The sequence below is a fragment of the Streptomyces sp. NPDC006655 genome, from assembly GCF_040703965.1.
Taxonomy (GTDB): Bacteria; Actinomycetota; Actinomycetes; order Streptomycetales; family Streptomycetaceae; genus Streptomyces.
In genome coordinates, this window is the sequence record NZ_JBEYJU010000061.1 from 1 (window position 1) to 22196 (window position 22196).

At 71.9% G+C, this 22196-nt stretch carries 22 protein-coding genes; 7 read left to right on the plus strand and 15 right to left on the minus strand.

Annotation, left to right across the window (positions count from 1 at the left end):
• Nucleotides 1–78 precede the first annotated feature (78 nt).
• Genes AB0958_RS29465 through AB0958_RS29475 form a run of 3 tightly spaced genes read right to left on the minus strand, consistent with a single transcriptional unit; the run spans nucleotide 79 to nucleotide 3613 of the window.
• Nucleotides 79–870 (minus strand): 3-oxoacyl-ACP reductase, encoded by a 792-nt coding sequence (locus AB0958_RS29465; RefSeq protein ID WP_132889166.1) that lies wholly within the window; start codon nucleotides 868–870, stop codon nucleotides 79–81.
• Nucleotides 867–2246, minus strand: coding sequence for an aldehyde dehydrogenase family protein (locus AB0958_RS29470; RefSeq protein WP_366893516.1), 1380 nt, complete (start codon nucleotides 2244–2246; stop codon nucleotides 867–869). Before AB0958_RS29470 ends, AB0958_RS29465 begins: the two co-directional genes overlap by 4 nt.
• An 8-nt stretch (nucleotides 2247–2254) precedes the next feature.
• Nucleotides 2255–3613, minus strand: a complete 1359-nt coding sequence (locus AB0958_RS29475; protein ID WP_366893517.1) for a glutamine synthetase family protein — start codon at nucleotides 3611–3613, stop codon at nucleotides 2255–2257.
• 108 nt (nucleotides 3614–3721) lie between these two features.
• Here AB0958_RS29475 and AB0958_RS29480 point away from each other — a divergent pair, with 108 nt between their 5' ends.
• Both AB0958_RS29480 and AB0958_RS29485 read left to right on the plus strand, forming a co-directional pair.
• Nucleotides 3722–4456, plus strand: a complete 735-nt coding sequence (locus AB0958_RS29480; protein ID WP_366893518.1) for an FCD domain-containing protein — start codon at nucleotides 3722–3724, stop codon at nucleotides 4454–4456.
• A gap of 73 nt (nucleotides 4457–4529) precedes the next feature.
• On the plus strand, nucleotides 4530–5219 hold the full coding sequence (locus tag AB0958_RS29485) for a gamma-glutamyl-gamma-aminobutyrate hydrolase family protein (RefSeq protein ID WP_366893519.1): 690 nt from the start codon (nucleotides 4530–4532) through the stop codon (nucleotides 5217–5219).
• A gap of 104 nt (nucleotides 5220–5323) precedes the next feature.
• On the opposite strand, the gene AB0958_RS29490 is transcribed toward AB0958_RS29485, so the two are convergent.
• Complete coding sequence (locus tag AB0958_RS29490) at nucleotides 5324–6244, minus strand: LysR family transcriptional regulator (RefSeq protein WP_366893520.1); 921 nt, start codon at nucleotides 6242–6244, stop codon at nucleotides 5324–5326.
• Nucleotides 6245–6314: 70 nt separating this feature from the next.
• Between AB0958_RS29490 and AB0958_RS29495 the strand changes: the two genes are divergently transcribed.
• The gene (locus tag AB0958_RS29495; protein WP_366893521.1) at nucleotides 6315–7433 is read left to right on the plus strand and encodes a TDT family transporter; all 1119 of its coding nucleotides are present in this window, start codon (nucleotides 6315–6317) and stop codon (nucleotides 7431–7433) included.
• Here AB0958_RS29495 and AB0958_RS29500 read toward each other — a convergent pair.
• Nucleotides 7345–8085: a helical backbone metal receptor gene (locus tag AB0958_RS29500; protein ID WP_366893555.1), complete on the minus strand. Its 741-nt coding sequence runs from the start codon at nucleotides 8083–8085 to the stop codon at nucleotides 7345–7347. The genes AB0958_RS29495 and AB0958_RS29500 overlap by 89 nt on opposite strands.
• On the minus strand, nucleotides 8072–8641 hold the full coding sequence (locus tag AB0958_RS29505; protein WP_360511936.1) for an XRE family transcriptional regulator: 570 nt from the start codon (nucleotides 8639–8641) through the stop codon (nucleotides 8072–8074). Before AB0958_RS29505 ends, AB0958_RS29500 begins: the two co-directional genes overlap by 14 nt.
• A 504-nt stretch (nucleotides 8642–9145) precedes the next feature.
• Here AB0958_RS29505 and AB0958_RS29510 point away from each other — a divergent pair.
• Nucleotides 9146–10075 (plus strand): 5'-3' exonuclease, encoded by a 930-nt coding sequence (locus AB0958_RS29510; protein ID WP_366893556.1) that lies wholly within the window; start codon nucleotides 9146–9148, stop codon nucleotides 10073–10075.
• Nucleotides 10076–10198: 123 nt separating this feature from the next.
• Complete coding sequence (locus AB0958_RS29515; RefSeq protein ID WP_366893522.1) at nucleotides 10199–11044, plus strand: siderophore-interacting protein; 846 nt, start codon at nucleotides 10199–10201, stop codon at nucleotides 11042–11044.
• 106 nt (nucleotides 11045–11150) lie between these two features.
• Here the strand turns inward: AB0958_RS29515 and AB0958_RS29520 are convergent, their stop codons facing one another.
• The 3 genes from AB0958_RS29520 to AB0958_RS29530 all read right to left on the minus strand — a co-directional run bounded on the left by AB0958_RS29520 (nucleotide 11151) and on the right by AB0958_RS29530 (nucleotide 13761).
• Nucleotides 11151–11927 (minus strand): ABC transporter permease, encoded by a 777-nt coding sequence (locus AB0958_RS29520; RefSeq protein WP_366893523.1) that lies wholly within the window; start codon nucleotides 11925–11927, stop codon nucleotides 11151–11153.
• Nucleotides 11924–12934: an ATP-binding cassette domain-containing protein gene (locus AB0958_RS29525; RefSeq protein ID WP_366893524.1), complete on the minus strand. Its 1011-nt coding sequence runs from the start codon at nucleotides 12932–12934 to the stop codon at nucleotides 11924–11926. Before AB0958_RS29525 ends, AB0958_RS29520 begins: the two co-directional genes overlap by 4 nt.
• Before the next feature lie 173 nt (nucleotides 12935–13107).
• Nucleotides 13108–13761 carry a PadR family transcriptional regulator gene (locus AB0958_RS29530; RefSeq protein WP_366893525.1) on the minus strand — a complete coding sequence of 218 codons (654 nt, stop codon included), beginning with the start codon at nucleotides 13759–13761 and terminating at the stop codon, nucleotides 13108–13110.
• A 246-nt stretch (nucleotides 13762–14007) separates the two neighbouring features.
• Between AB0958_RS29530 and AB0958_RS29535 the strand changes: the two genes are divergently transcribed.
• Complete coding sequence (locus tag AB0958_RS29535; RefSeq protein ID WP_366893526.1) at nucleotides 14008–15537, plus strand: amino acid permease; 1530 nt, start codon at nucleotides 14008–14010, stop codon at nucleotides 15535–15537.
• Nucleotides 15538–15618: 81 nt separating this feature from the next.
• Nucleotides 15619–16575: an RluA family pseudouridine synthase gene (locus tag AB0958_RS29540; RefSeq protein WP_366893527.1), complete on the plus strand. Its 957-nt coding sequence runs from the start codon at nucleotides 15619–15621 to the stop codon at nucleotides 16573–16575.
• An 18-nt stretch (nucleotides 16576–16593) separates the two neighbouring features.
• Here AB0958_RS29540 and AB0958_RS29545 read toward each other — a convergent pair whose 3' ends face one another.
• From AB0958_RS29545 to AB0958_RS29570, 6 genes are all read right to left on the minus strand, one after another.
• Complete coding sequence (locus AB0958_RS29545) at nucleotides 16594–18081, minus strand: cytochrome P450 (RefSeq protein ID WP_366893528.1); 1488 nt, start codon at nucleotides 18079–18081, stop codon at nucleotides 16594–16596.
• Between the two features lie 22 nt (nucleotides 18082–18103).
• A complete protein-coding gene (locus tag AB0958_RS29550) occupies nucleotides 18104–18724 on the minus strand; it encodes an ATP/GTP-binding protein (protein WP_366893529.1) in 621 nt (206 codons plus the stop codon).
• The gene (locus AB0958_RS29555) at nucleotides 18705–19133 is read right to left on the minus strand and encodes a DUF742 domain-containing protein (protein WP_366893530.1); all 429 of its coding nucleotides are present in this window, start codon (nucleotides 19131–19133) and stop codon (nucleotides 18705–18707) included. Before AB0958_RS29555 ends, AB0958_RS29550 begins: the two co-directional genes overlap by 20 nt.
• Nucleotides 19130–19537 carry a roadblock/LC7 domain-containing protein gene (locus tag AB0958_RS29560; protein WP_089103096.1) on the minus strand — a complete coding sequence of 136 codons (408 nt, stop codon included), beginning with the start codon at nucleotides 19535–19537 and terminating at the stop codon, nucleotides 19130–19132. The genes AB0958_RS29555 and AB0958_RS29560 overlap by 4 nt, the downstream gene beginning before the upstream one ends.
• Nucleotides 19534–21150: an ATP-binding protein gene (locus tag AB0958_RS29565; protein ID WP_366893531.1), complete on the minus strand. Its 1617-nt coding sequence runs from the start codon at nucleotides 21148–21150 to the stop codon at nucleotides 19534–19536. Before AB0958_RS29565 ends, AB0958_RS29560 begins: the two co-directional genes overlap by 4 nt.
• Before the next feature lie 299 nt (nucleotides 21151–21449).
• Complete coding sequence (locus AB0958_RS29570; RefSeq protein ID WP_366893532.1) at nucleotides 21450–22079, minus strand: TetR/AcrR family transcriptional regulator; 630 nt, start codon at nucleotides 22077–22079, stop codon at nucleotides 21450–21452.
• Nucleotides 22080–22196: the final 117 nt, after the last annotated feature.

Here is a 22196-nt window from a genome sequence, read left to right on the forward strand (position 1 = left end):
AGCCACCTGGCCCGCCACCCCGTGCGTCGAGCGTGCGTGCCGGGCGTCGCGACGCCGCGGAGATCCATCAGAAGGGCCCTAGAGGGGCGTGACGTACGCCCCGGAGATCCCGCCGTCCACCAGGAAGTCGCTGGCGTTGACGAACGAGGAGTCGTCGCTGGCCAGGAAGGCGACGGCGGCGGCGATCTCCTCGGCCTCGGCGAACCGGCCCACGGGAATGTGCACCAGCCGGCGGGCGGCCCGCTCGGGGTCCTTGGCGAACAGCTCCTGGAGCAGCGGGGTGTTGACCGGTCCGGGGCACAGGGCGTTGACGCGGATGCCCTCGCGGGCGAACTGCACACCCAGTTCACGGGACATGGCCAGCACCCCGCCCTTGGAGGCGGTGTACGAGATCTGCGAGGTGGCCGCGCCCATCCGGGCCACGAAGGACGCCGTGTTGATGATGGAGCCCTTGCCCTGCCGCCGCATGTAGGGGATGGCGGCCTTGCAGCAGAGGTAGACGGAGGTGAGGTTGACCTCCTGGACGCGCTTCCAGGCCTCCAGGCCGGTCTCCAGGATGGAGTCGTCGTCGGGTGGCGAGATGCCGGCGTTGTTGAAGGCGATGTCGACGCTTCCGTAGGTCTCGTAGGCCGTCCGGAACAGGGCCTCGACCTGTTCGGGGTCGGTGACGTCGACCTTGACGAAGGTTCCGCCGACCTCCTCGGCCGCGGCCTTGCCGCGGGTCTCGTCGACGTCGCCGCAGACGACGTGGGCGCCCTCGGAGGCCAGCCGCCGGGCGGTGGCGAGGCCGATGCCGCTGCCGGCGCCGGTGATGACGGCGGTACGGCCGACGAGCCGGCGGCAGACGATCTCTTCGGTGGATGCGGTCACTGTGCGGGGCCCTCCATGCTGATGAAGACGTTCTTGGTCTCGGTGAAGGCGGCGAGCGCGTCCGGGCCGAGTTCGCGGCCGATCCCCGACTGCCTGAAGCCGCCGAAGGGGGTCCAGTAGCGGACGCTGGAGTGGGAGTTGACGGACAGGTTGCCGGCCTTGACGGCCCCCGAGACGCGCAGCGCGCGGCCCACGTCCCGGGTCCAGATCGAGCCGGAGAGGCCGTACTCGGTGTCGTTGGCGAGCCGGATCGCGTCGGCCTCGTCGTCGAACGGGACGACCACGGCGACCGGTCCGAAGACCTCCTCGACGGCCACGCGCGCGTGCGGGTCGACGCCGGTGAGGACGGTGGGCGGGAACCAGAAGCCGGGGCCCTCGGGGGCCTTGCCCCGGATGCCCGGCGCGTCCGCGTCGACGTACGAACGGACGCGTTCCAGCTGCGACTTGGAGATCAGCGGGCCCATGTCGGTCTTCTCGTCCGCCGGATCGCCCACGATGACGGACTCGATCGCGGGGGCGAGCAGGGCCAGGAAGCGGTCGTGGACGGACCGTTGGACGAGGATGCGGGTGCGGGCGCAGCAGTCCTGCCCGGAGTTGTCCAGGAAGGACATCGGGGCGGCGGCCGCGGCGGCCTCGACGTCGGCGTCGGCGAAGACGATGTTGGGGCTCTTGCCGCCGAGTTCGAGGGTGACGCGCTTCACCTGGTCGGCGCAGAGCGCCATGATGCGCCTGCCGACCCGGGTGGAACCGGTGAACACGATCTTGGCGACGCCGGGGTGGCGGACCAGGGCGTCGCCCGCGATGTCGCCGCGGCCGGGGAGTACCTGGAGGAGGTCTTCCGGGAGCCCTGCCGCCAGGGCGAGTTCGGCGAGGCGGAGGGCGGTGAGCGGGGTCGTCTCGGCGGGCTTGAGGAGCACCGCGTTGCCGGCGGCGAGGGCCGGGGCGGTGCCCCAGGCCGCGATGGGCATGGGGAAGTTCCAGGGGGCGATGACGCCGACGACCCCCAGGGGTTCGAGCAGCGTGACGTCGAGGCCGCCGGCGACCGGGATCTGCCGGCCGGTCAGCCGTTCCACTCCCCCGGCCGCGTAGTCGAGCAGGTCACGGACGTTGCCGGCCTCCCAGCGGGCGTTGCCGAGGGTGTGACCGGCCTCCCGGACCTCCAGCCGGGCCAGTTCCTCGCGGTGTTCGTCCACCACGACGGCGAACCGGCGCAGCAGCCGGGCCCGTTCGCCGGGGGCGAGCGCGGCCCAGCGCTCCTGGGCCCGCGCGGCCCGCCGTACGGCGGTGTCGATGTCCTGCGCCGTGGCTCCTGGGACGGTGGCGACCACCTCCTCGGTGGCCGGGTTGAGGACGTCGAGTTCGTACTGTTGCGACACGTGGTGCCTCACATGCGTTCGAAGGAGCGGCGCAGTTCCCAGTCGGTCACCGCGGCGTCGAAGGCCTCCAGTTCGACGCGGGCCATGTTGCGGTAGTGCGCGACGACCTCGTCGCCGAAGGCCGCCTTGGCGACGGGGCTGTTCTCCCAGAGTTCGGCGGCCTCGCGGAGGGTGGTGGGGACGTGGGCGAAGTCGGCGGCGTAGGCGTTGCCGGGGCAGGGCTCGGGGAGCTCGAGTTTCCGCTCGATGCCGTGGAGCCCGGCCGCGACCAGCCCGGCGACGGCGAGGTGCGGGTTGACGTCGCCGCCGGGCAGCCGGTTCTCGAAGCGCAGCGATCGGCCGTGGCCGACGACCCTGAGCGCGCAGGTGCGGTTGTCGTGGCCCCAGGCGACCGCCGTCGGGGCGAAGGAGCCCGGCTGGAACCGCTTGTAGCTGTTGATGTTGGGGGCGTAGAGGAGGGAGAAGTCGCGGAGGGCGGCGAGCTGTCCGGCGAGGAAGTGCCGCATCACCTCGGACATGCCCTGCCCGTCGGCGAACACGTTGCGGCCGTCCGCGTCCGTCAGCGACAGGTGGATGTGGCAGGAGTTGCCCTCGCGCTCGTTGTACTTGGCCATGAAGGTGAGGGAGACGCCCTCCTGGGCGGCGATCTCCTTGGCGCCGGTCTTGTAGACGGCGTGCTGGTCGCAGGTGACCAGGGCCTCGTCGTAGCGGAAGGCGATCTCGTGCTGTCCGGGGTTGCACTCGCCCTTGGCGGACTCGACGGTCAGCCCGGCCTGCGCCATCTCGTTGCGGATGCGGCGCAGCAGGGGCTCGATCCGCCCGGTCCCCAGCACCGAATAGTCGATGTTGTACTGGTTGGCCGGGGTCAGCCCGCGGTAGTTCGCGTCCCAGGCCGCCTCGTAGGTGTCCTTGAACACGATGAACTCCAGCTCCGTACCGACCTGTGCGGTGTAGCCGAGTTCGGCGAGGCGCTCCAGCTGGCGGCGGAGGATCTGGCGGGGCGCGGCGGCGACCGGGGAGCCGTCGTTCCAGGCGAGGTCGGCGACGAGCATCGCGGTGCCCGCGTTCCAGGGCACGCGGCGGAGGGTGGCGAGGTCGGGGTGCATGGCGAAGTCGCCGTAGCCGCGGTCCCAGGAGGACATGGCGTAGCCGTCGACGGTGTTCATCTCGGTGTCGACGGCGAGGAGGTAGTTGCAGCCCTCGGTGCCGTGGTGGAGGACCTCGTCGAGGAAGAACCGGGCGGCGAACCGCTTTCCCTGGAGGCGCCCTTGCATGTCGGGGAAGGCAAGGACGACAGTGTCGATCTCACCGCCCGCGACGAGGGTGTGCAGCTCCTCGACGCTCAGCGGGGGTGTGCGGTCTGCCACGGGGGGTGCTCCTTCGGCGTCTGTCACGACGGTGCTGCACTGCTGCGGCCGGTCCGGGAGCTCTAAGGTATGGGTGAGAACCATTGCTTGGGAAGGGGGTACGACCCTATGTCGCCGGACGCGGACGGCGCCCTCGACGACCCGTTGACGCCGGTGCTGCGGCCGGTACGGGCGGGCAACGGCTTCGAGGAGGCGCTGGAGCAGATCCTCCAGGTCGTGCGTCTCGGGCTGGTCCCGGGCGGCGAACGGCTGCCCGCCGAGCGGGAGTTGGCGGAGCGCCTCGGCATCAGCCGGGTGACGCTGCGCGAGGTGCTGAAGGTGCTCCAGGACCAGGGTCTGGTGGAGTCCCGGCGGGGGCGGTACGGCGGCACGTTCGTGCTGCCGCGCGCGGACGCCGGTGGCGAGGACGAACTGCGGCGCCGGATCGCCGAGGTCGACATCGAGGACGTGCTGCGGTTCCGCGAGGTGCTGGAGGTGGGCGCGGCCGGGCTGTGCGCGTCGCACGGCCTGCCCGCCGACCAGGCGCACCGCCTCCGGGAGGCCCTGGCCCGTACCCATGAGGCACCCCTCGCGGACTACCGACGCCTGGACACGCTGCTGCACCTGACGATCGCCGAGCTGTGCGGCTCACCCTCCCTGACCGCCCAGTACGCGGCCGTCCGGGCGACCGTCAACGACCTGCTGGACTGCATCCCGCTGCTGGTCCGCAACCTGGAGCACTCGCAGCGCCAGCACATCGCGCTCGTGGAGGCGGTGCTGGACGGGGACGCCGACGGCGCCCGGGAGATGATGCGGGAGCACTGCGCGGGGACGGCGGCGCTGCTGCGGGGTTTCCTGGCGTGAGGCCCGACCGGCATGTCATAAAGGGGTGCACATAAAGGTGTGCGGGTAAACCTTTACGACTCGGGAGGGGCCCATGTCCGGACGGCCGCTGATCGGCGTGAGCACATATCTGGAGGCCGGCACGCGCTGGGGTGTCTGGGAGCTGGAGGCGGCCCTGCTGCCGGCCGGCTATCCGCGCCTGGTGCAGCGGGCGGGCGGGCTGGCGGCGATGCTTCCCCCGGACGCCCCCGAGCACGCGGCGGCGGCGGTGGCCCGGCTGGACGGCCTGGTGATCGCGGGCGGCCCGGACGTGGAACCGGTCCGCTACGGCGCCGAGCCCGGCCCCCGCACCGGCCGCCCCGACCGCCCCCGGGACGCCTGGGAACTGGCCCTGATCGACGCGGCCCTGACGGCGCGGGTCCCGCTCCTCGGGATCTGCCGGGGCATGCAGCTCCTGAACGTCGCCCTGGGCGGCACCCTCGTCCAGCACATCGACGGCCACGCCCAGACACCCGGCGTCTTCGGCCGGCACCCGGTCAAGCCGGTCCCCGGCACGCTGTACGCCGCGGCCGTCCCGGAGGAGACCTCGGTCCCCACCTTCCACCACCAGGCGGTGGACCGCCTCGGGGCGGGCCTCGTGGCCTCGGCCCACGCGACGGACGACGGCACGACCGAGGCGATCGAGCTGCCCGCCGGACGCGGCTGGGTCCTCGGGGTGCAGTGGCATCCGGAGATGGGTGAGGACCTGCGCGTGATGCGGGCCCTGGTCACCGCCGCGACCTGAGCCGGCCCAACGCCGCGTCCCTCCTGCGCACGCCGGCACGGGCGCAGGCCGGGGGCCGGGCGGCGCGGGCCGGCACTGCCGCGGCGGGTGCCGGGCCGGCGTGGTCAGCCGCGGGTGAGGGAGAGCAGTTCTCGGGCCGGGCCCGCCGGGCGGTGGCCCGTCGGCCATACCGCCCGCAGGTCACGGCGCAGCGCCACTCCCTCCACCGGGATGCCCAGCAGCCGCCGCATCGCCAGTTCCTCGCCCACCGCGAGCTCGCTCAGGACCGCCGGGCCCGCGCCGCTGACCGCCGACGCCTTCACCGCCGTCGTCGAGGACAGCTCGATCAGCGGACGGGCCAGGCCGCCAAGGGCCGCGTCGAGGACCTGACGGGTGCCGGAACCGCGTTCGCGGAGGATCAGCGGGGTCGCCGCCAGTTCCGCCGCGGCCAGCGGGCGTCGACGGCGGGCCCAGGGATGGGCGGGGGCGACCACGACGATCAGACGGTCGTGGGCTATCACCGTCGAGTCCAGCCCCTGCGGGACGGTCAGCCCCTCCACGAACCCCAGGTCCGCCTCGCCCGCGAGCAGCCGCTCCGCGACCGCCGCCGAGTTGCCCGCGAGCAGGGACACCGCCGTGTCGGGACGCTGGGCGCGCAGCGCGAGCAGCCAGCCCGGCAGCAGGTACTCGGCGATCGTCATGCTCGCCGCGACCCGCAGCCGTGAGTCCCGCCGGTCCCGCAGCGCCTGCGCCCCCGCGTCGAACGCCTCGGCCGCCTCCACCACCCGGCGCGCCCAGTCGGTCACCAGCGCCCCCGCGTCCGTGAGCCGGGAGCCGCGCGGTGAGCGGTCGACGAGGGCCACGCCCAGCTGCCGTTCCATGGAGCGGATCCGGCTGCTGGCCGCGGGCTGGCTGATGCCGACCTCCCGCGCCGCCGCCCCCAGGCTGCCCAGCCGGGCCACCGCGAGCAGCAGCTCCAGCGCGCCGAGGTCCGGCACCCGGTGCGCCAGCGTGCCGCCGCCCGTCCGCTCCTCCGTCTCGCTCATAAGACCAGCTTATGCCCCCATAGGGACGGAGTCCCTGGTGGTGGGCCCGGGCCGGCGGGAGCGTGGTCCCATGGTCACCGCAGTCCGCCATCTGGGCCCCCACTGGTACGCCCCCGTGATGGGCACCGCCGCCCTCGCCGTCGGCGGTGGCACGCTCACCACCGGCGGCTCGCGTGCGCTGTTCGTCGGCATCTGGGCGTTGTCCCTGCTGCAACTGGTGGTCCTGCTGGCCGCCCGTGCCCTGCACTGGACCCGCCACGGCGACCAGGCGCGCGCCCACCTCCGGGACCCCGCCGCGGCCCCCTTCTACGGCTGCCTGTCCATGGCCCTGCTCGCCGTCGGCGGGGGTGCCCTCGCCCTCGGCCGGGACTGGATCGGCGAGCCGGCCGCCGTCGTACTGGACTGCGTGCTGTTCGTCGCCGGTACGACGGTCGGGCTCGCGGCGGCCGTCGCCGTGCCGTACCTGATGGCCGTACGGCACCGGGTCGAACCGGGGCAGGCCTCCCCGGTGTGGCTGCTGCCGCTGGTCGCACCGATGGTGTCGGCGGCGCTGGGGCCCCGGCTGGTCCCGTACCTGCCGCCCGGACAGCCGCGCGCGACCCTGCTCTACGGCTGCTTCGCGCTGTTCGGGCTGAGTCTGCTGGCCACGCTGCTGATGCTGACCCTCGTCTTCGCCCGGCTGGTGACCGGCGGTCCGCTGCCCCTCGCGCTCACCCCGGCGCTCTTCCTGGTGCTGGGCCCGCTCGGGCAGTCGACCACCGCGGTGGGTGCCTTCGCGGACCTCGCGCCAGGAGTCGTACCCGCCGCCACCGCCACCGGCTTCGGCGTGCTCGCCGTGGTGTACGGCGTGCCCGTCATGGGCTTCGCGCTGCTGTGGCTGGCACTCGCCGTCACCCACCTGGTGCGGGCCCGTCGGCACGGCATGCGGTTCGCCATGACGTGGTGGGCCTTCACCTTCCCGGTGGGCACGTGTGTCACCGGCGCCGCCGCCCTGGGCCGGCACACCGGGCTCGCCGTGTACGACTGGCTCGCGGCGGGTCTGTACGGCCTCCTCGTCACCGGCTGGCTCGTGGCCGCCTGCGGCACCGTGCGCGGGCTGCTCAGCGGCGAGCTGCTCGCAGGGCCTCACCCAGCACCCGTGGCGCCGTCGCCAGTGACGGGCCGTACCACGTCAGGTGCCGGCCGCTGACCAGCGCGCAGGGCAGCCCGCCGAAGGCCTCCGGCCCGTCGTCGGCGCTGAAGCGGTAGGGCTCGTCGGGGAGGACCACCAGGTCCGGGGAGGTGCCGATCAGGTCCGGGAGCGGGACGCGCGGGTACCGCTCGGGGTGGGCCGCGAAGAGGTTCCGTACCCCCAGCCGTGCCAGTACGTCACCGGCGAAGGTGTCCCGGCCGAGGACCATCCACGGGCGCCGCCAGACCGGTACGACCGCGGTCGTCGCGGCCGGTCCGGCGGGCGGCGGCGCGGCCCAGGCCGCCTCCGCCTCGTCCAGCCAGCGGGGGCGGTCACCCACCCCGCACGCGGCCAGCACCCGGGGCAGTTCCCGGAATGCCTCCGGTACGTTCCGCACCCTGGTGACCAGTACCTCCACGCCGGCGGTGCGCAGGGCGTCCAGGTCGGGTGCGCGGTTCTCCTCCTCGTTGGCGACCACCAGGTCGGGGGCGAGGGCCAGGACGCGGTCGAGGGCGGGGTTCTTGGTGCCGCCGACCCGGGGGACGTCGAGGTCCGCCGGGTGGGTGCACCAGTCGGTGGCGCCGACGAGCACCCCTCGGTCGGTCTCGGCGATCGCCTCGGTGAGGGAGGGGACCAGGCAGACCGTCCGGGGAGCGTCAGCGCGAGCGATCCTGGACCGCCTCGATGTGTTCCGCCACCGCGACGACGACGACCCTGGTGTCGGGGACCGTGGCGCGCCACCGGTGGCGGACTCCGCCGGTGAGGTAGAGGGTGTCACCGCGGCCGAGGCGGTAGGCGCGTCCCTCTGCCTCGATCTCCACCGCGCCGTCGGCGACGTACATCAACTCGTCGTTGCGGTGCTGGAACTCACGGCCGGCGTCGTGGTCGCCGGTGAACTCGGAAGCGTGCAGCTGATGGTGGCCGCGGACCAGCGAACGCACCCTGGGTGCGAAGTCCGGCTCGGCGGCGTCGGAGCGCACGAGGTCCACACTGCACGCCGGATCGGCCGCGGCGAGGAGTTCGACGGCCGTGGTGCGCAGGGCGTCGGCGACCTTCTCCAGGGAGGTGCGGCTGGGCCGGGCCCGGTCGTTCTCGATCTGGCTCAGGAAGGGCACCGACAGGCCGCTGCGCTCGGCCACGACGGCGAGGGTGAGCTCCAGCGCACGGCGGCGCCGCCGGACTGCCGCGCCCACCCGCACGGGCTGCTGGTCCTTGTGGTCGCCCATCGCTCCGGCTCCCTCCTTCGCTCGTCGTCCGTCTTCCGGGTCTCCCGGCTTCGGCCGGCCCCTCCCCGAGGGGTTCTCTGCACCCTACGCATGTTCGGCAAACCGTTTCAGGCGGGCGTCACATCCCTGTCACGTCCGGTCGGTACCACCCTCACGGTTCACGCCAGTGCGCGCGGTCCCCCGGACCGCGCCGGGCGCGGCCCGCCCCGCGGGACGAACACGCTGACCAGGAGCGGCGGACGCCCGTCGGGACCGGCGACCGGCACGGCCGGACCACCCGCGAGGGGCCCGCTGCGGCCGGTGGCGGGCGGGGCGGACGGCCGGCCCGACCGCGGGGACGCCACTCGGGTTCAATGCGGGAGCGGTCGGCGGTGTTCCCGGTGTCGGCGGCGCAGGCCGAGGCCTGGGCAGCACTGTTGCGCTGCGTGGTTGGCCGGATCCTTTTCGTGGACGCGGGCGCGGGCCGGTCGGCGCGCCCCGGCGGTGTCGGCGGGGTACGGCATGATGCGTGGCGTGACCGCACGACTGATGCTTCTCGACACCGCCTCGCTGTACTTCCGCGCCTACTTCGGCGTCCCGGACTCCGTGAAGGCGCCGGACGGCACCCCGGTGAACGCCGTGCGCGGGCTGCTGGACTTCATCGACCGGCTGGTCAAGGACCACCGCCCGGACCTGCTGGTGGCCTGCATGGACGCCGACTGGCGGCCGCAGTGGCGGGTGGACCTGATCCCCTCCTACAAGGCGCACCGGGTCGCCGTGGAGCACGAGTCCGGCCCGGACGAGGAAGAGGTACCGGACACGCTCTCCCCTCAGGTGCCGGTCATCGAGGAGGTGCTGGACGCGCTCGGCATCGCCCGGGTGGGCGTCGCCGGCTACGAGGCGGACGACGTGATCGGCACGTTCACCGCACGCGCCGACGGCCCGGTCGACATCGTCACCGGCGACCGCGACCTCTACCAGCTGGTGGACGACGAGCGCGGGGTGCGGGTGCTGTACCCGCTCAAGGGTGTCGGCACCCTGCAGACCACCGACGAGGCGTGGCTGCGCGAGAAGTATGGGGTGGACGGACCGGGGTACGCGGATCTGGCACTGCTGCGCGGTGACCCGAGCGACGGTCTGCCGGGCGTGCCGGGCATCGGCGAGAAGACCGCGGCGAAGCTGATCGCCGAGTTCGGCGACCTGGCCGGGATCATGGCGGCGGTCGACGATCCGAAGGCGAAGCTCACGCCGTCGCAGCGCAAGCGGCTGGACGAGGCGCGGCCCTATGTCGCGGTGGCACCGAAGGTGGTCCGGGTCGCCGGTGACGTGCCGTTGCCGGAGGTCGACATCACACTGCCGAAAGCCCCGCGCGACCCGAGGCAGTTGAACGTCCTGGCGACCCGCTGGGGTCTGGGCGGTTCACTGAATCGCCTGCTGACGACACTGGAAGCGTGAAGTGGAGAAGTTTCCCGGCAAAACACCGGTAAAACACGCTCCTCACGTGTTCATGGAAGAGGTGTCAACCAGGAAAGGGATGCTAACTTAGGTAACCCTAACCATTGGAGCAGGAGGCCGGTCATGGCAGAGCGCCCGGGACGTAAGCCGCGCAAGCCGCAATCCGCCCAGGTCGTGCGTACCGAGCGACTGACCCCGCACATGCAGCGCGTGGTCCTCGGCGGCGAGGGACTGGCCGGCTTCGCCGCGGACACCTGCACCGACCACTACGTGAAACTCCTCTTCGGACCTGAGGGCGTCACCTACCCGGACCCCTTCGACCTTGAGCAGATCCGCGCGGAATACCCGCGGGAGCAGTGGCCGGTGACCCGTACCTACACGGTGCGCTCCTGGAACCCAGAACTCCGGGAACTGACCCTGGACTTCGTCGTGCACGGCGACGAGGGCCTGGCCGGGCCCTGGGCCTGCCGGGTACAGCCCGGCGAGACCGTGCGCTTCATGGGCCCCGGCGGCGCCTACGCCCCCGCCGCGGACGCCGACTGGCATCTGCTGGCCGGTGACGAGAGCGCGCTGCCCGCGATCGCCCGCTCCCTGGAGTCCCTGCCCGCCGGCTCCCGCGCCTTCGCCTTCGTCGAGGTGTCCGGTCCCGAGGAGGAGCAGAAGATCGACTCGGACGTGGCGGTCGTCTGGCTGCACCGGGGCGAGCGGCCGGTCGGTGAGGCCCTGGTCGCGGCCGTACGGGCGCTGGAGTTCCCGGAGGGCCGGGTGCACGCCTTCGTCCACGGCGAGGCCGGCTTCGTGAAGGAACTGCGGGCCCTGCTGAGGGTCGAGCACCAGATCCCGCGCGACGACCTGTCGATCTCCGGCTACTGGCGCCTCGGCCACAACGAGGACGGCTGGCAGGCCTCCAAGCGTGACTGGAACGCCCGCATCGAGGCGGAGCAGGAGGGCGGCGCGGCCGCGGCCTGAGAAGAGGCCCGGGGTCCCCCGGGTTCCATGGGGCGCCGTCACCCGGAAACCGGGCGGCGCGCCCCACTGAACCCCGTCACACGGAACCCCGTCACACGGAACGCCGTCACACGGAACGCTGGTAGGACCTGAACGTCCTGATCGACAGCCACACCGCCGCGACCGCCAGCGCCAGCAGCGCCCCGCCCCGGCCGAGCACCGCACCCCAGTCCGGGTCCGCCGACATCGCCGAACGGCCGGCCACCATGGCCCAGTTGAGCGGGTTGAAGTCGGCTATGTGCCGCATCCAGCCGGGCATCTGGGACGGCGCCATGAACGCGCTGGACAGAAAGGTCAGCGGGAGGAGCAGGAAGGTGTTGATCCCGATGATCGACTCCCGCTCGCGCACCAGCATGCCGAGCGCGTTGGACAGCGCGCCGAAGACCGTGCCGAGCAGGACGGCGGCCACCACCAGGACCACGATGCCCGCGACCCCGCCCGGGTAGTCCGCGCCGCCCAGCAGCCCGAGCAGCACGATGATCAGTGACTGGCCGGCGGTGACCAGGCCGTTGTTCACCACGTTGCCGTTCATCAGCGCGGCCCTGCTGACCGGGGTGGTCAGGAAGCGGTTCAGGGTGCCGCGCTGGATCTCCTCCAGCGTCCCCATCCCGGCCCACATGTTGGAGCTGAGGGCGCTCATCACCACCACGCCCGGCACCAGGTAGTCGAGGTAGGAGGTGGTGCCGAAGCCGCCCAGCTCGACGACCTTCTTGAAGAGGTTGCCGAACAGGAACAGCCAGATCACGGGCTGGATCAGGGTGATGACCGCGTACGCGGGCTGGCGGGCGAAGACCAGGAGCTGACGCTGCGCCATGTACCAGGTCTGGGAGACGGCGTTGCTCATCGGGCACCTCCGGTCAGGGCGAGCGCGTCGAAGGCACCGTCGGCCTCCGCGTACCGGCGGCCCGCGTAGCGCAGATAGACGTCGTCGAGAGACGGCCGGGCGACCGTCGCGGCCACCACGGTCACCCCGGCCCGCTCCAGTGCGGCGAGCAGCGCGGGCACGGCGGCGGCCCCGTCGTCGGCGCGCGCGCTGATCCGGCGCCCGTCGAACAGCGCCTCGCGCACGCCCGGAAGACCGGTCAGCGCGGTCGCGAGCAGGGTACGACCGGCCTCCCCGGGCGCCTCGCGCAGTTCCACATGCACGGCGTCGCCCCGCAGTTCGCCCTTGAGGGAGTCGGGGGTGCCCTCGACCACGACCCGGCCGCGGTCGACGATCGCGATCCGCTCGGCGAGCCGGTCGGCCTCCTCCAGATAGTGCGTGGTGAGCAGGATCGTCAGGCCCTCCTCACCGGCCAGCCGGCCGATCTCGTCCCACATCGCGGTGCGGGCCTCCGGGTCGAGACCGGTGGTGGGCTCGTCGAGGAAGAGCACCTCGGGGCGGTGGACCAGGCCGAGGGCCACGTCGAGACGGCGCCGCATGCCTCCGGAGTAGCCCTTGACCGGGCGGCCGGCGGCCTCGGTGAGGCTGAAGCGGGCCAGCAGTTCGTCGACTCGGCGGTCGAGGGCGGCGCCGCGCAGACCGTAGAGCCTGCCCTGGAGAGCCAGGTTCTCCCGGCCGGTGGCGACCGGGTCGGCGCCGGAGTTCTGGGCGACCACGCCGATCGCACGGCGCACCCGGCCCGGGTGGCGCAGCACGTCGTGGCCGGCCACGGTGGCGGTGCCCGAGTCGGGTCGGGCCAGGGTGGTGAGGATCTTGACGGTGGTCGACTTTCCTGCGCCGTTGGGCCCGAGGAGCCCGAAGACGGTGCCGGGTTCGACGGTGACGTCCAGGCCGTTCAGGGCGGTGACGTCGCCGGGATAGGTCTTGATCAACTGGCGCGCCTGCACTGCGGGCGCACGGGTGCTCATGTCGACTGCTCTCCTGAGGATGCGTGGGACTTCACGACTGATCCGCACGATGAGCACCGGGCTATCCTGGGTGTGCCGCACCTCGATGGCCCGGAGCCGCCGCACGGCGGGTTCGGTTCGGGGTTCGAGACCCCGGCCGGGCTGCTGCAACAGCTCAGCCGGGGTCTGCTCCGTCAGTTCGGCTTCTGCTCGAATTCGGCCTCCAGCCTGAGGTATTCGTCGGGGATCTCCCCCGTCTCGTGGAAGTGCCGCCAGTCGACGACGCCCGGGAAGCTGCCCTCCGTCAGCTCCGCCAGGAAGCCGCGCACCCACTCGGCCTCCGCCTCCACCATGTGCACCTGGTACTCGGCCTCGATCACGAAGAGCCGGGGCAGGGTCTCACGCAGCTTCTCGAGGCCCCCGCGCGCGCTCGCGGCCTGCACGTCGAGGACTTTCAGCCGCTCCTCGAGCAGCCGGGCCACCTCGTCGGGCGGGAGCGCCCCCAGCAGCGACAGCGCCGCCTCGAACACGGGGTACTCCTTGGCCGGTACGGCGACCAGGTCCGAGAGCCACTCGACCGTCTCCACGCGCCCCGCGTCGGTGATGCCGTAGAGCGTGCGCTCGGGGCGGTTGCCCTGCCGCTCCACGTCCGTCACCTCGACGAAGCCGTGTTTCTCCAGGTTCTGCACCACGGTGTAGAGCGAGCCGTAGTTGATCTTCAGGCTGGCGTCCTTCCCGCGACTGCGCAAGGTCTGGGCGATCTCGTACGGGTGCATGGGCCGCTCGACGAGCAGCACCATCACGGCGAGCGCCAGGGGATTGGACAGTTTGCGGCGCTTGGCAGCCATCGACCCTCACCCCCCTTTCTCGTCACCGAGCCCATGGACGGAATATCCGCGGTCTGAATATCCGCCACCGAACATATCGCGACTCCCACACTCCGTCAATGCACACGATGTATCGCGTTCGAGCGGTCCTCGCAAGAGCGTGAGGACTTGGGCCCGCCCCGGACACGCCGGTGTGACGCGGCCGAAACAGCTCGTCCCTAATTTCTGTCGCTCGACAGGAAGTCCGCCTGACAGGCAGGTACCGCCGTGACGACGACCGACGACCGCTCGCTGAAAACGACCGCCGACCACTCCCTGGAGGAGTTCGGCTACCGCCAGGAGCTGCACCGCAGCCTCGGCCGGTACGCCTCCTTCGCCGCCGGGTTCTCCTTCATCTCCGTACTGACGACCGTCTTCCAGTTCTTCGCCTTCGGGTACGCCTTCGGCGGCCCGGTCTTCTTCTGGGCCTGGCCTGCCGTGCTGGTCGGCCAGCTGCTGGTGGCCGCCTGCTTCGCCGAGCTCGCCGGGCGCTATCCCCTCTCCGGTGCGATCTACCAGTGGTCCTCACGCCTGTCGAACCCGTCCTTCGGCTGGTTCGCCGGCTGGATCATGGTGATCGGACAGATCGTGGTGGTCGCGGCGGCCGCGCTCGCCCTGCAGATGGTGCTGCCCGCGCTCTGGTCGGGCTTCCAGCTGATCGGCACCGACCCCACGCCGACCTCACCCGACGGCGCCGCCAACGCGGCCGTCCTGGGCGTCGTCCTGCTGGTGCTCACCACCCTGGTGAACATCCTGGACAACCGGGTGATGTCCGTGATCAACCGGGTCGGGGTGACCGCCGAGATCATCGGCGCGGTGCTGATCGTCGTCCTGCTGCTCACCCACTCCAGGCGCTCCCCCGGCATCACCTTCCACACCGGGACGGCCGCCGAGGGCGGTCTGCTCGGCGCGTTGCTGGTCGGTTCGTTCACGGCCGCCTACGTCATGATCGGATTCGACAGCGCCGGCGAGATGAGCGAGGAGACGCACCAGCCGCGGCGGACGGCGCCGCGGACGATCCTCACCGCGTTGTCCGCGGCGGGCCTGCTCGGCGGCCTGGTCATCCTCGGCGGCCTGCTGGCCGCGCCCAGCCTGACCGACGGGCACCTGGGCGTCGACGGGCTGAGCTACGTCCTGACCAGCAGCCTCGGGGACGGTGTCGGTCGGGTGCTGCTGGCCGACGTGGTGGTGGCGATCGCGGTGGCGACGCTGGCGATCCAGACCGCGGCCTCCCGGATGCTGTTCTCCATGGCACGGGACGGGCAGCTCCCGTTCGCCTCCCGGCTGGCCCGGGTGAATCCCCGTACCGGCATGCCGGGGGCGCCGGCCGTCGTGGTGGGGGTGCTGGCCGCCGTACTGCTGCTGCTCGACTTCGCCTCGCCGGACGCGTTCCTCGCGATCGGGACGACGTGCATCGTGCTGCTGTACCTGGCGTACGCGATGGTCACCGGGCCGCTGCTGGTGCGGCGGCTGCGCGGGGAGTTCCGGGCCGCGGGGGCGGACGAGACCGGGGCGCCGTTGTTCTCGCTGGGACGGTGGGGGGTGCCGGTGAACGCGGTGGCGCTGGTGTGGGGGCTGGCGATGGCGGTGAACCTGGCGTGGCCCCGGGGCGCGGTGTACGACCCGGCCGGGGGGCACTGGTACTTCCGGTGGTTCACCGTGCTGTTCCTGACCGGGACCGTGGTGGCGGGCGGCGCCTGGCGGCTCGCGCGGGCGGAGTCGCGACGTGCGGTAGCCGTGCCGGAGGCGGTGGCGTAGCGCGCCGGGTGCGGGGGCGCGGGGGCCTGCCGGGCAGTCCCCCGCGCCCCCGACGGGGCGCCCCCCGTACCCTTGCTGCAAATGAGACGCAAGACCGCTGCCCCGCCTTCACCTCTCCCCCAGCGGCACGGGGTCGACGCCGTTCGGGTGCGGTTGCCGTGGTCCGAGGAGTGGGCCACGGTCGGCGACTACCTGATCGAGCGCCTCTCCGGCGCCGCCCCCGGCCTCGTCGCCGGCATGCTGGAGTCGGGGCTGGTCGTGGGCGTCGACGGACGCCCCGTCGGCGCCCGGACCCCCTACACGCCCGGTCTCCACCTCTGGTTCCACCGCGACCTGCCCCCCGAGGTCCCCGTCCCCTTCGCCCTCGACGTCGTCCACCGTGACGAGCACCTCGTGGTCGTCGACAAACCGCACTTCCTCGCCACCACGCCGCGCGGCAGTCACGTCACGGAGACCGCGCTCGCCCGGCTGCGGCGGGAGCTGGGGATTCCCGAGCTGGGAGCGGCCCATCGGCTGGACCGACTCACCGCCGGGCTGGTGATGTTCGTCGTGCGCCCCGGGGAGCGGGGCGCCTACCAGTCGTTGTTCAGGGAGCGGCGGGTGCGCAAGGAGTACGAGGCCATCGCGCCGTACGATCCCTCACTGTCCCTGCCCCGGACCGTACGGAGCCGGATCGTCAAGGACCGCGGGGTGCTCGCGGCTCAGGAGGTCGACGGGCCGGTCAATGCCGAGACCCTGGTGGAACTCGTCGAGCACAGCGGGGAGTTGGGCCGGTACCGGCTCATCCCGCACACCGGGCAGACCCATCAGCTGCGGGTCCACATGAACGCGTTGGGCGTGCCGATCCTCGGCGATCCGCTGTACCCGGTCGTCACCGCCCCCGTGCCGGACGGTGACTTCCGCCGTCCGCTGCAACTGCTGTCACGGAAGCTGGAGTTCACCGACCCGGTCACGGGGGTGGCGCATCGGCTGTGCAGCGCACGGAAGCTGGCCGCCTGGGAGTCGTACCAGGACTGGACCGGCCGCCAGGTCGGCTGACTCCCGATACTGGAGTCCCTAGCGGCCCAGCCACCAGCGGCGCAGTCGCGGCCAGATGCCACGCGGCTCGGGCACGGCCTCGGCGGGGGGTGCCACGGGGGGCGCGACCGGCTCCGGGGCGATCGGCGCCGGGGCCGGCCGGGCGATGCCGATCTGCCAGTCGGTGCGCTGCGGCGGCACGAGGGCCGGGCTCGGCATGAGGGTCACGTCCTGCTTCGGCTTCGGGTCGAAGCGCACCGGCAGTTCCACCAGGTGCCGGGAGGCGATCGACGCCCGCCAGCGCAGATCCTCCTCGTCGCAGTCGAGCTGGATGTCCGAGAGGCGGGTCAGCAGCTGGTCGACCCCGACGTCGGCGATGGCACGGCCGATGTCCTGGCCGGGGCATTCGTGCGGACCGCCGCCGAAGGCGAGGTGGGAACGGTTGCCCTGCATGTTGGCGCTGAGGTCGGGGCGGACGCGCGGGTCGACGTTGCCCGGCGCGGGCGCGTAGAGGAGCCCGTCGCCCTTGCGGATGCGCTGGCCGCCGAGTTCCGTGTCCTGCTTGGCGAAGTAGGCGAAGACCGTGCTGAAGGGGGGCTCGTCCCACAGCGACTGCTCGATCGCCTCCGGCACCGTCATCTGGCCGCCGTTGAGCTGGGCCCGGAAGCCGGGCTCGGTGAGGACCATGCGCAGCGCGTTGGCCAGCAGGTTGGCGGTGGTCTCGTAGGCGGCGATGAGGACGACCCGCAGGTGCTGGGCGACCTCGTCGTCGTTGAGCCGGGCCGGGTGGTTGATGAGGTGGCTGGTGAAGTCGTCCTCCGCGCGGGCCCGGCGGCGAGCGGTGAGCCGGGTCAGGCAGCCCATGACGTACTCGTTGCTGGCGATCGCGGTCGAGGTGCCCTTGAGCATGTCGCGGGCCGCCTCCACGATCCGGTCGTTGTACTCCTCGGGCATGCCGAGCAGTTCGCACATGACCGCCATCGGCAGGTGCTCCGAGTACTGGGAGACCAGCTCGGCGCGGCCCTTCTCGCAGAACTCGTTGACCAGCAGCTGGGTGTAGCGGCCGATGAGGCGGCGGATGCTGCGGTGGTCGATGGTGGTCATGGCGCCCTGGACCGCCGCACGCAGGCGCAGGTGTTCGTCGCCCTCGGCGTGGGAGCAGATGGGCTGCCAGGCGATGTGCGGCATCAGGGGGTGGTCGGGCTTGACCATGCCTTCGCGCAGCGGGGTCCAGATGCGGCTGTCCCGGGTGAAGACGCCGGGGGTGCGGACCATCTGGAGGTTCTCGGTGAGTCCGAGGACCACCCAGATCGGTACGTCGTCGTGGAGGAGCACGGGTGCCACCGCGCCGTGCTCCTGGCGCAGCTTCTCGTAGAGTTCGCCCAGGTGGTCCGCGTCGGCGCCGAAGAGCCGCTGCAGTCCGCCGGGGCCGCGGTCGTGGGCGGGGCCGCGGTCGTGCGCCGGGCAGCCGGGCGGTGGGGCCGGGTCCGTACCGGGTGCGGCGGGTCGGGGGGATTCTGGCGTCACAGTGATCGCTCCGGAAGAGGTGTCAGGTGAGCGCGCCGGACATGGCGAGCGAGTGCAGGAAGCGCATCAGCGTCATGAGGACGTCCCGGCTGGAGGCCCGGCGTCGGGCGTCGCAGTCGACGATGGGGATCTCGGGGGGCAGGTCCAGTGCGGTGCGCAGTTCGTCGATGGGGTAACGGGGCGCATCGGGGAAGGAGTTGACGGCGACGACGAAGGGAACTCCGCGCTCCTCCAGGCGGCCCATGACGTCGAAGCTGACCTCCAGGCGCCGGGTGTCGATGAGGACGACCGCGCCGAGGGCGCCCTCGAACAGGCCGTTCCACAGGAACCAGAAGCGTTCCTGGCCGGGGGTGCCGAAGAGGTAGAGCACCAGCTGGTCGGTGATGCTGATCCGGCCGAAGTCCATGGCCACGGTGGTGGCGGTCTTGGATTCGGAGCCGTAGTTGTCGTCGACCCCGATGCCGGCCTGGGTCATGGTCTCCTCGGTGGTCAGCGGTCTGATCTCGCTGACGGCACCGACCATGGTGGTCTTGCCGACTCCGAAACCGCCCACGATCACGATCTTCACCGCGGCCTGGGCGGTGTGCGGCAGGTGGTCCTCGGTGCGGGGGCCGGGGATCATCTCAGAGCCTTTGAAGTCCATGCATCACCGCTTCGAGAAGTGAACGGTCGGGGAGCGCCTGGCGGACGATGGGGGCGCGCGCCTGCACCAGTTCGGCCGTGATCAGCTCCGTGATCAGTGCCGTCATGGCACTGAACGGCAGGTTGAGGTAGGCCGAGAGCTCGGCCACGGACAGGGGCGCGAGACAGAGCCTGAGCAGCACCGCCTGCTCGGGCGTGACCGAGGGAGGGGGGTCGGCGCGTGCCACGATCAAGGTGACCAGGTCGAGTTCGGCCCGTGCGCCGTCGGCGCCGCTGATGACGTAGAGCCGCTCGGGGTTCTTGTTGTCGCCGTCCTCGCCGCCGCTCTCGGGGGTCGGCGGCAGGGACGGGATCGGTGGCGGGACGTGTTCCGGGTCGGGCAGGCGCCGTTTGCGTTGCGGAGGAGTCATACGGTCTGCCCGTTGCGCCGGGGCGGGCTGGTGAGGTGGGCGCCGATGCGGACGACGAGGTCGCGCATCATCTCGCTCATCCGGCCCGGTTCGCACGTCACGTCGGCGAGCACCGCGAGGTAGGCGTTGGCGCCTGCGGACATGAGGTAGAAGTAACCTCTGTCGATCTCGATGAGGACGAGGTTCATGTCGCCGTTGCTGATGGGGAGTTCCTGGGCGACGGCACTGGCCAGGCTCTGCACGCCCGCGCAGGCCGCGGCGAGCCGGTCGGCCGCGTCGGGGTCGCCGCCGTGCCGGGCGATGCGCAGACCGTCGGCGGAGAGCACGACGATCATCTCGACGCCCGGTACTCCGTCGGCGAGTTGCTTGAGCATCCAGTCGAAGTTGCCTCGCTGCTGGATCACTTGAGGTCCCCCTCGTCGTCGGCCTCGGGGCCGGCCGGGTCGTTGATCAGGTGCAGGTACTTGGTCGGGTTCCGGGTGAAGTCGGTGGGGTGGACACCCGGGTTGTTCTTCTTGAGCCCCTCCCAGAAGGCCTCGACCCACAGTCCGGGTTCGCGGCGTTCCGGCTTCGGGGGCTCGGGTTCCTTGTGCTGCGACCAGACGGTCGGGTTGCCCTCGCGTTCGGCGCGTTCGATGGCGGCCTGTTCGGCGAGCCGCTGGCTGAGCGGCGTCTTCATCCGGCTGCGCCGCTGCGGCAGGCCGCCCGCGGTCCATTCGGTGACCTCGGGGACGTCGTCCTCCATGGAGATCCCGGCGGGGATGCGGGGACTGGTGGGGCGGCGCCGCTTGGGCGGCCGCTTGGGTCCTTCGAGGGCGCCGAGTTCGGGCTTCGGGATGCCGGTGGCGCCGATGCCGTGGGCGATGCCGGGGGCGGGGTCGGTGGTCATCATGTCGCTGGGCACGATGAGGACGGCCCGGACCCCGCCGTACGCCGAGGCGCGCAGCGAGACGTCCATGTTGTACGTGGTGCACAGGCGGCCGACGACGGAGAGGCCGAGGCGCGGGTTCTCGCCGAGCACCTGGATGTCCTTGCCCTGCTTGGCCTTCTCCAGCAGGTTCTCCAGGCGGCCGCGGGCTTCCTCGTTGAGGACGACACCGGCGTCCTCGATCTCGATGCACACGCCCGACTGCACCTCCACGGCGGTGACGTGCACCTTGGTGGAGGGCGGCGAGTAGCGGGTGGCGTTGTCGAGGAGTTCGGCGGCCGCGTGGATGATCGGCTCGACCGAGGTGCCCTTGATGTTGACCTGGCAGATGGAGTGCAGTTCGATGCGCCGGTACTCCAGGATCCGGGACATGGCGCCGCGCAGCACGCTGTAGAGGGCGACGGGGTTGGGCCACTGGCGGCCCGGCCGGCCGCCGCCGAGGACGGAGACCGAGTCGGCGAGGCGTCCGATCAGCGCGGTGCCGTGGTCGATGCGCAGCAGGTCGTCGAAGACCTCGGGGTTGCGGCCGTGGTCCTCCTCCATCTCCCGCAGTTCGTGTGCCTGCTGGTGGACGATGGCCTGGACACGGCGGGCCACGCTGACGAACGAGCGCTCCAGGGAGTCCCGCTGGAGGTCTTGCTCGTCGATGATGTCGAGCATGGTGCGGATCAGCAGGCGCTGCGGCTCGGGAGCGTGGCGCAGGTGGGGGTCGAGGTCGAAGACCTGGCGGACCACCTCTTTGGGGGGCTCGCCGGCCTTCAGCCGGTAGAGCGCGGTCGGGAACACCTCCTTGGCGAGGCGTTCGATCTCCTGCTCATGGGCGAGGAGGCGCCGTTCCAGATACGCACTGTGACGGTGGTGCTCGGCCCGGGCGTCCCGGAGCATACGGCCGCGCCGTACCGCTTCCGCCGCCGTCGCGAGCACCACCAGCGTGCCGACGGCACCGCACACGCCGACGGCGATCCGGGCGGACTCCGCCACCAGGACGACGGCGGCGGCGGTCGCCGCGGCCATCAGTATGGCGGGCAGCAACAGCACCCGCGCCAGGGAAAGTTCACGGCCATTGGGAGGCGGTTGCACACTCACCATGTATGCCTTCTGAGACGAATCGGCTGGGTGTCGGGAGACTTCGTGGGGGGAAGGTTCATGGGACAGACTGGATCTTCCGTACGTTTGGGAACAGGTGCACGAATTCATCTCAACTCGGTGCGCCGCGGGCGAGCTTAGTCCGACCGGATCAACGCCGTGTCATATTCGGCAAGCACCTGAAAACACCCGAATGGGCGGAGTACCCTCGGTCGTTTTGCACGCACGGGATTCATTCGAACACGCCACGTCACCACGCATGGGTGTACGAAGTTACTCACCGTGACGAGTGAAAGAGCCCCTCAGATGCCGACGATCCGCAGCGCGGCATCGGCGGTGGCGCGGGCGAACTCACGGGCGGGGCGCTCGGGTTCGGAGCGGTGGACCAGGATGACACCCTCGATCAGTCCGAAGACGAGATCGGTCCGCAGCTCCAGCTCGCCCTTCGCCTGACCCCCGCCGGCTGCCGTGGCGGCGATCAACCTCCGGTAGGCGTCCTTGAGTTCGGCGCGTACGGCACGAAAGCCGGCAAACCGCTCCGCATGCACCTCGGGCAGCAGGTAGAGCGCCCCGAGGTTGTGCGGCCCGGCGCAGAGCAGTTCCACGTCGGCCCGGCACAGGGCCCGCAACCGCTCCGCGGCCGGGGTGGCTTCGTCCGCGAGCAGTTCACGCGCATAGGCCAGCGACGGCGTGACGGTGGACTCCAGCAACTCGGCGAGGAGTTCCTCCTTGCCGGAGACGTAGTGGTACATGGACGCCTGCCGCATGCCCGCGCGCTCGGCCACGGCCCGGGTGGTGGTGGCCGCGTAGCCGCGAGTGGTGAACAACTCGGCTGCCGCCGCGAGCAGTTCGGCCCGCGGGTCCAGACCGCTGTCCGGCCGCTGCACGACCCGCGGCCGCCCGACCCGACGGCCACCGCTGCTCGTCCCCATGCGTTCGATCCTCGCACACACCCCCACCGGACGATCACGCCCCCGCGCACGACACGAGACCGCGGCACCCCGCACGGAACAGGACCCCGGCGGTCACGCCACCGCACCGGCCGACAT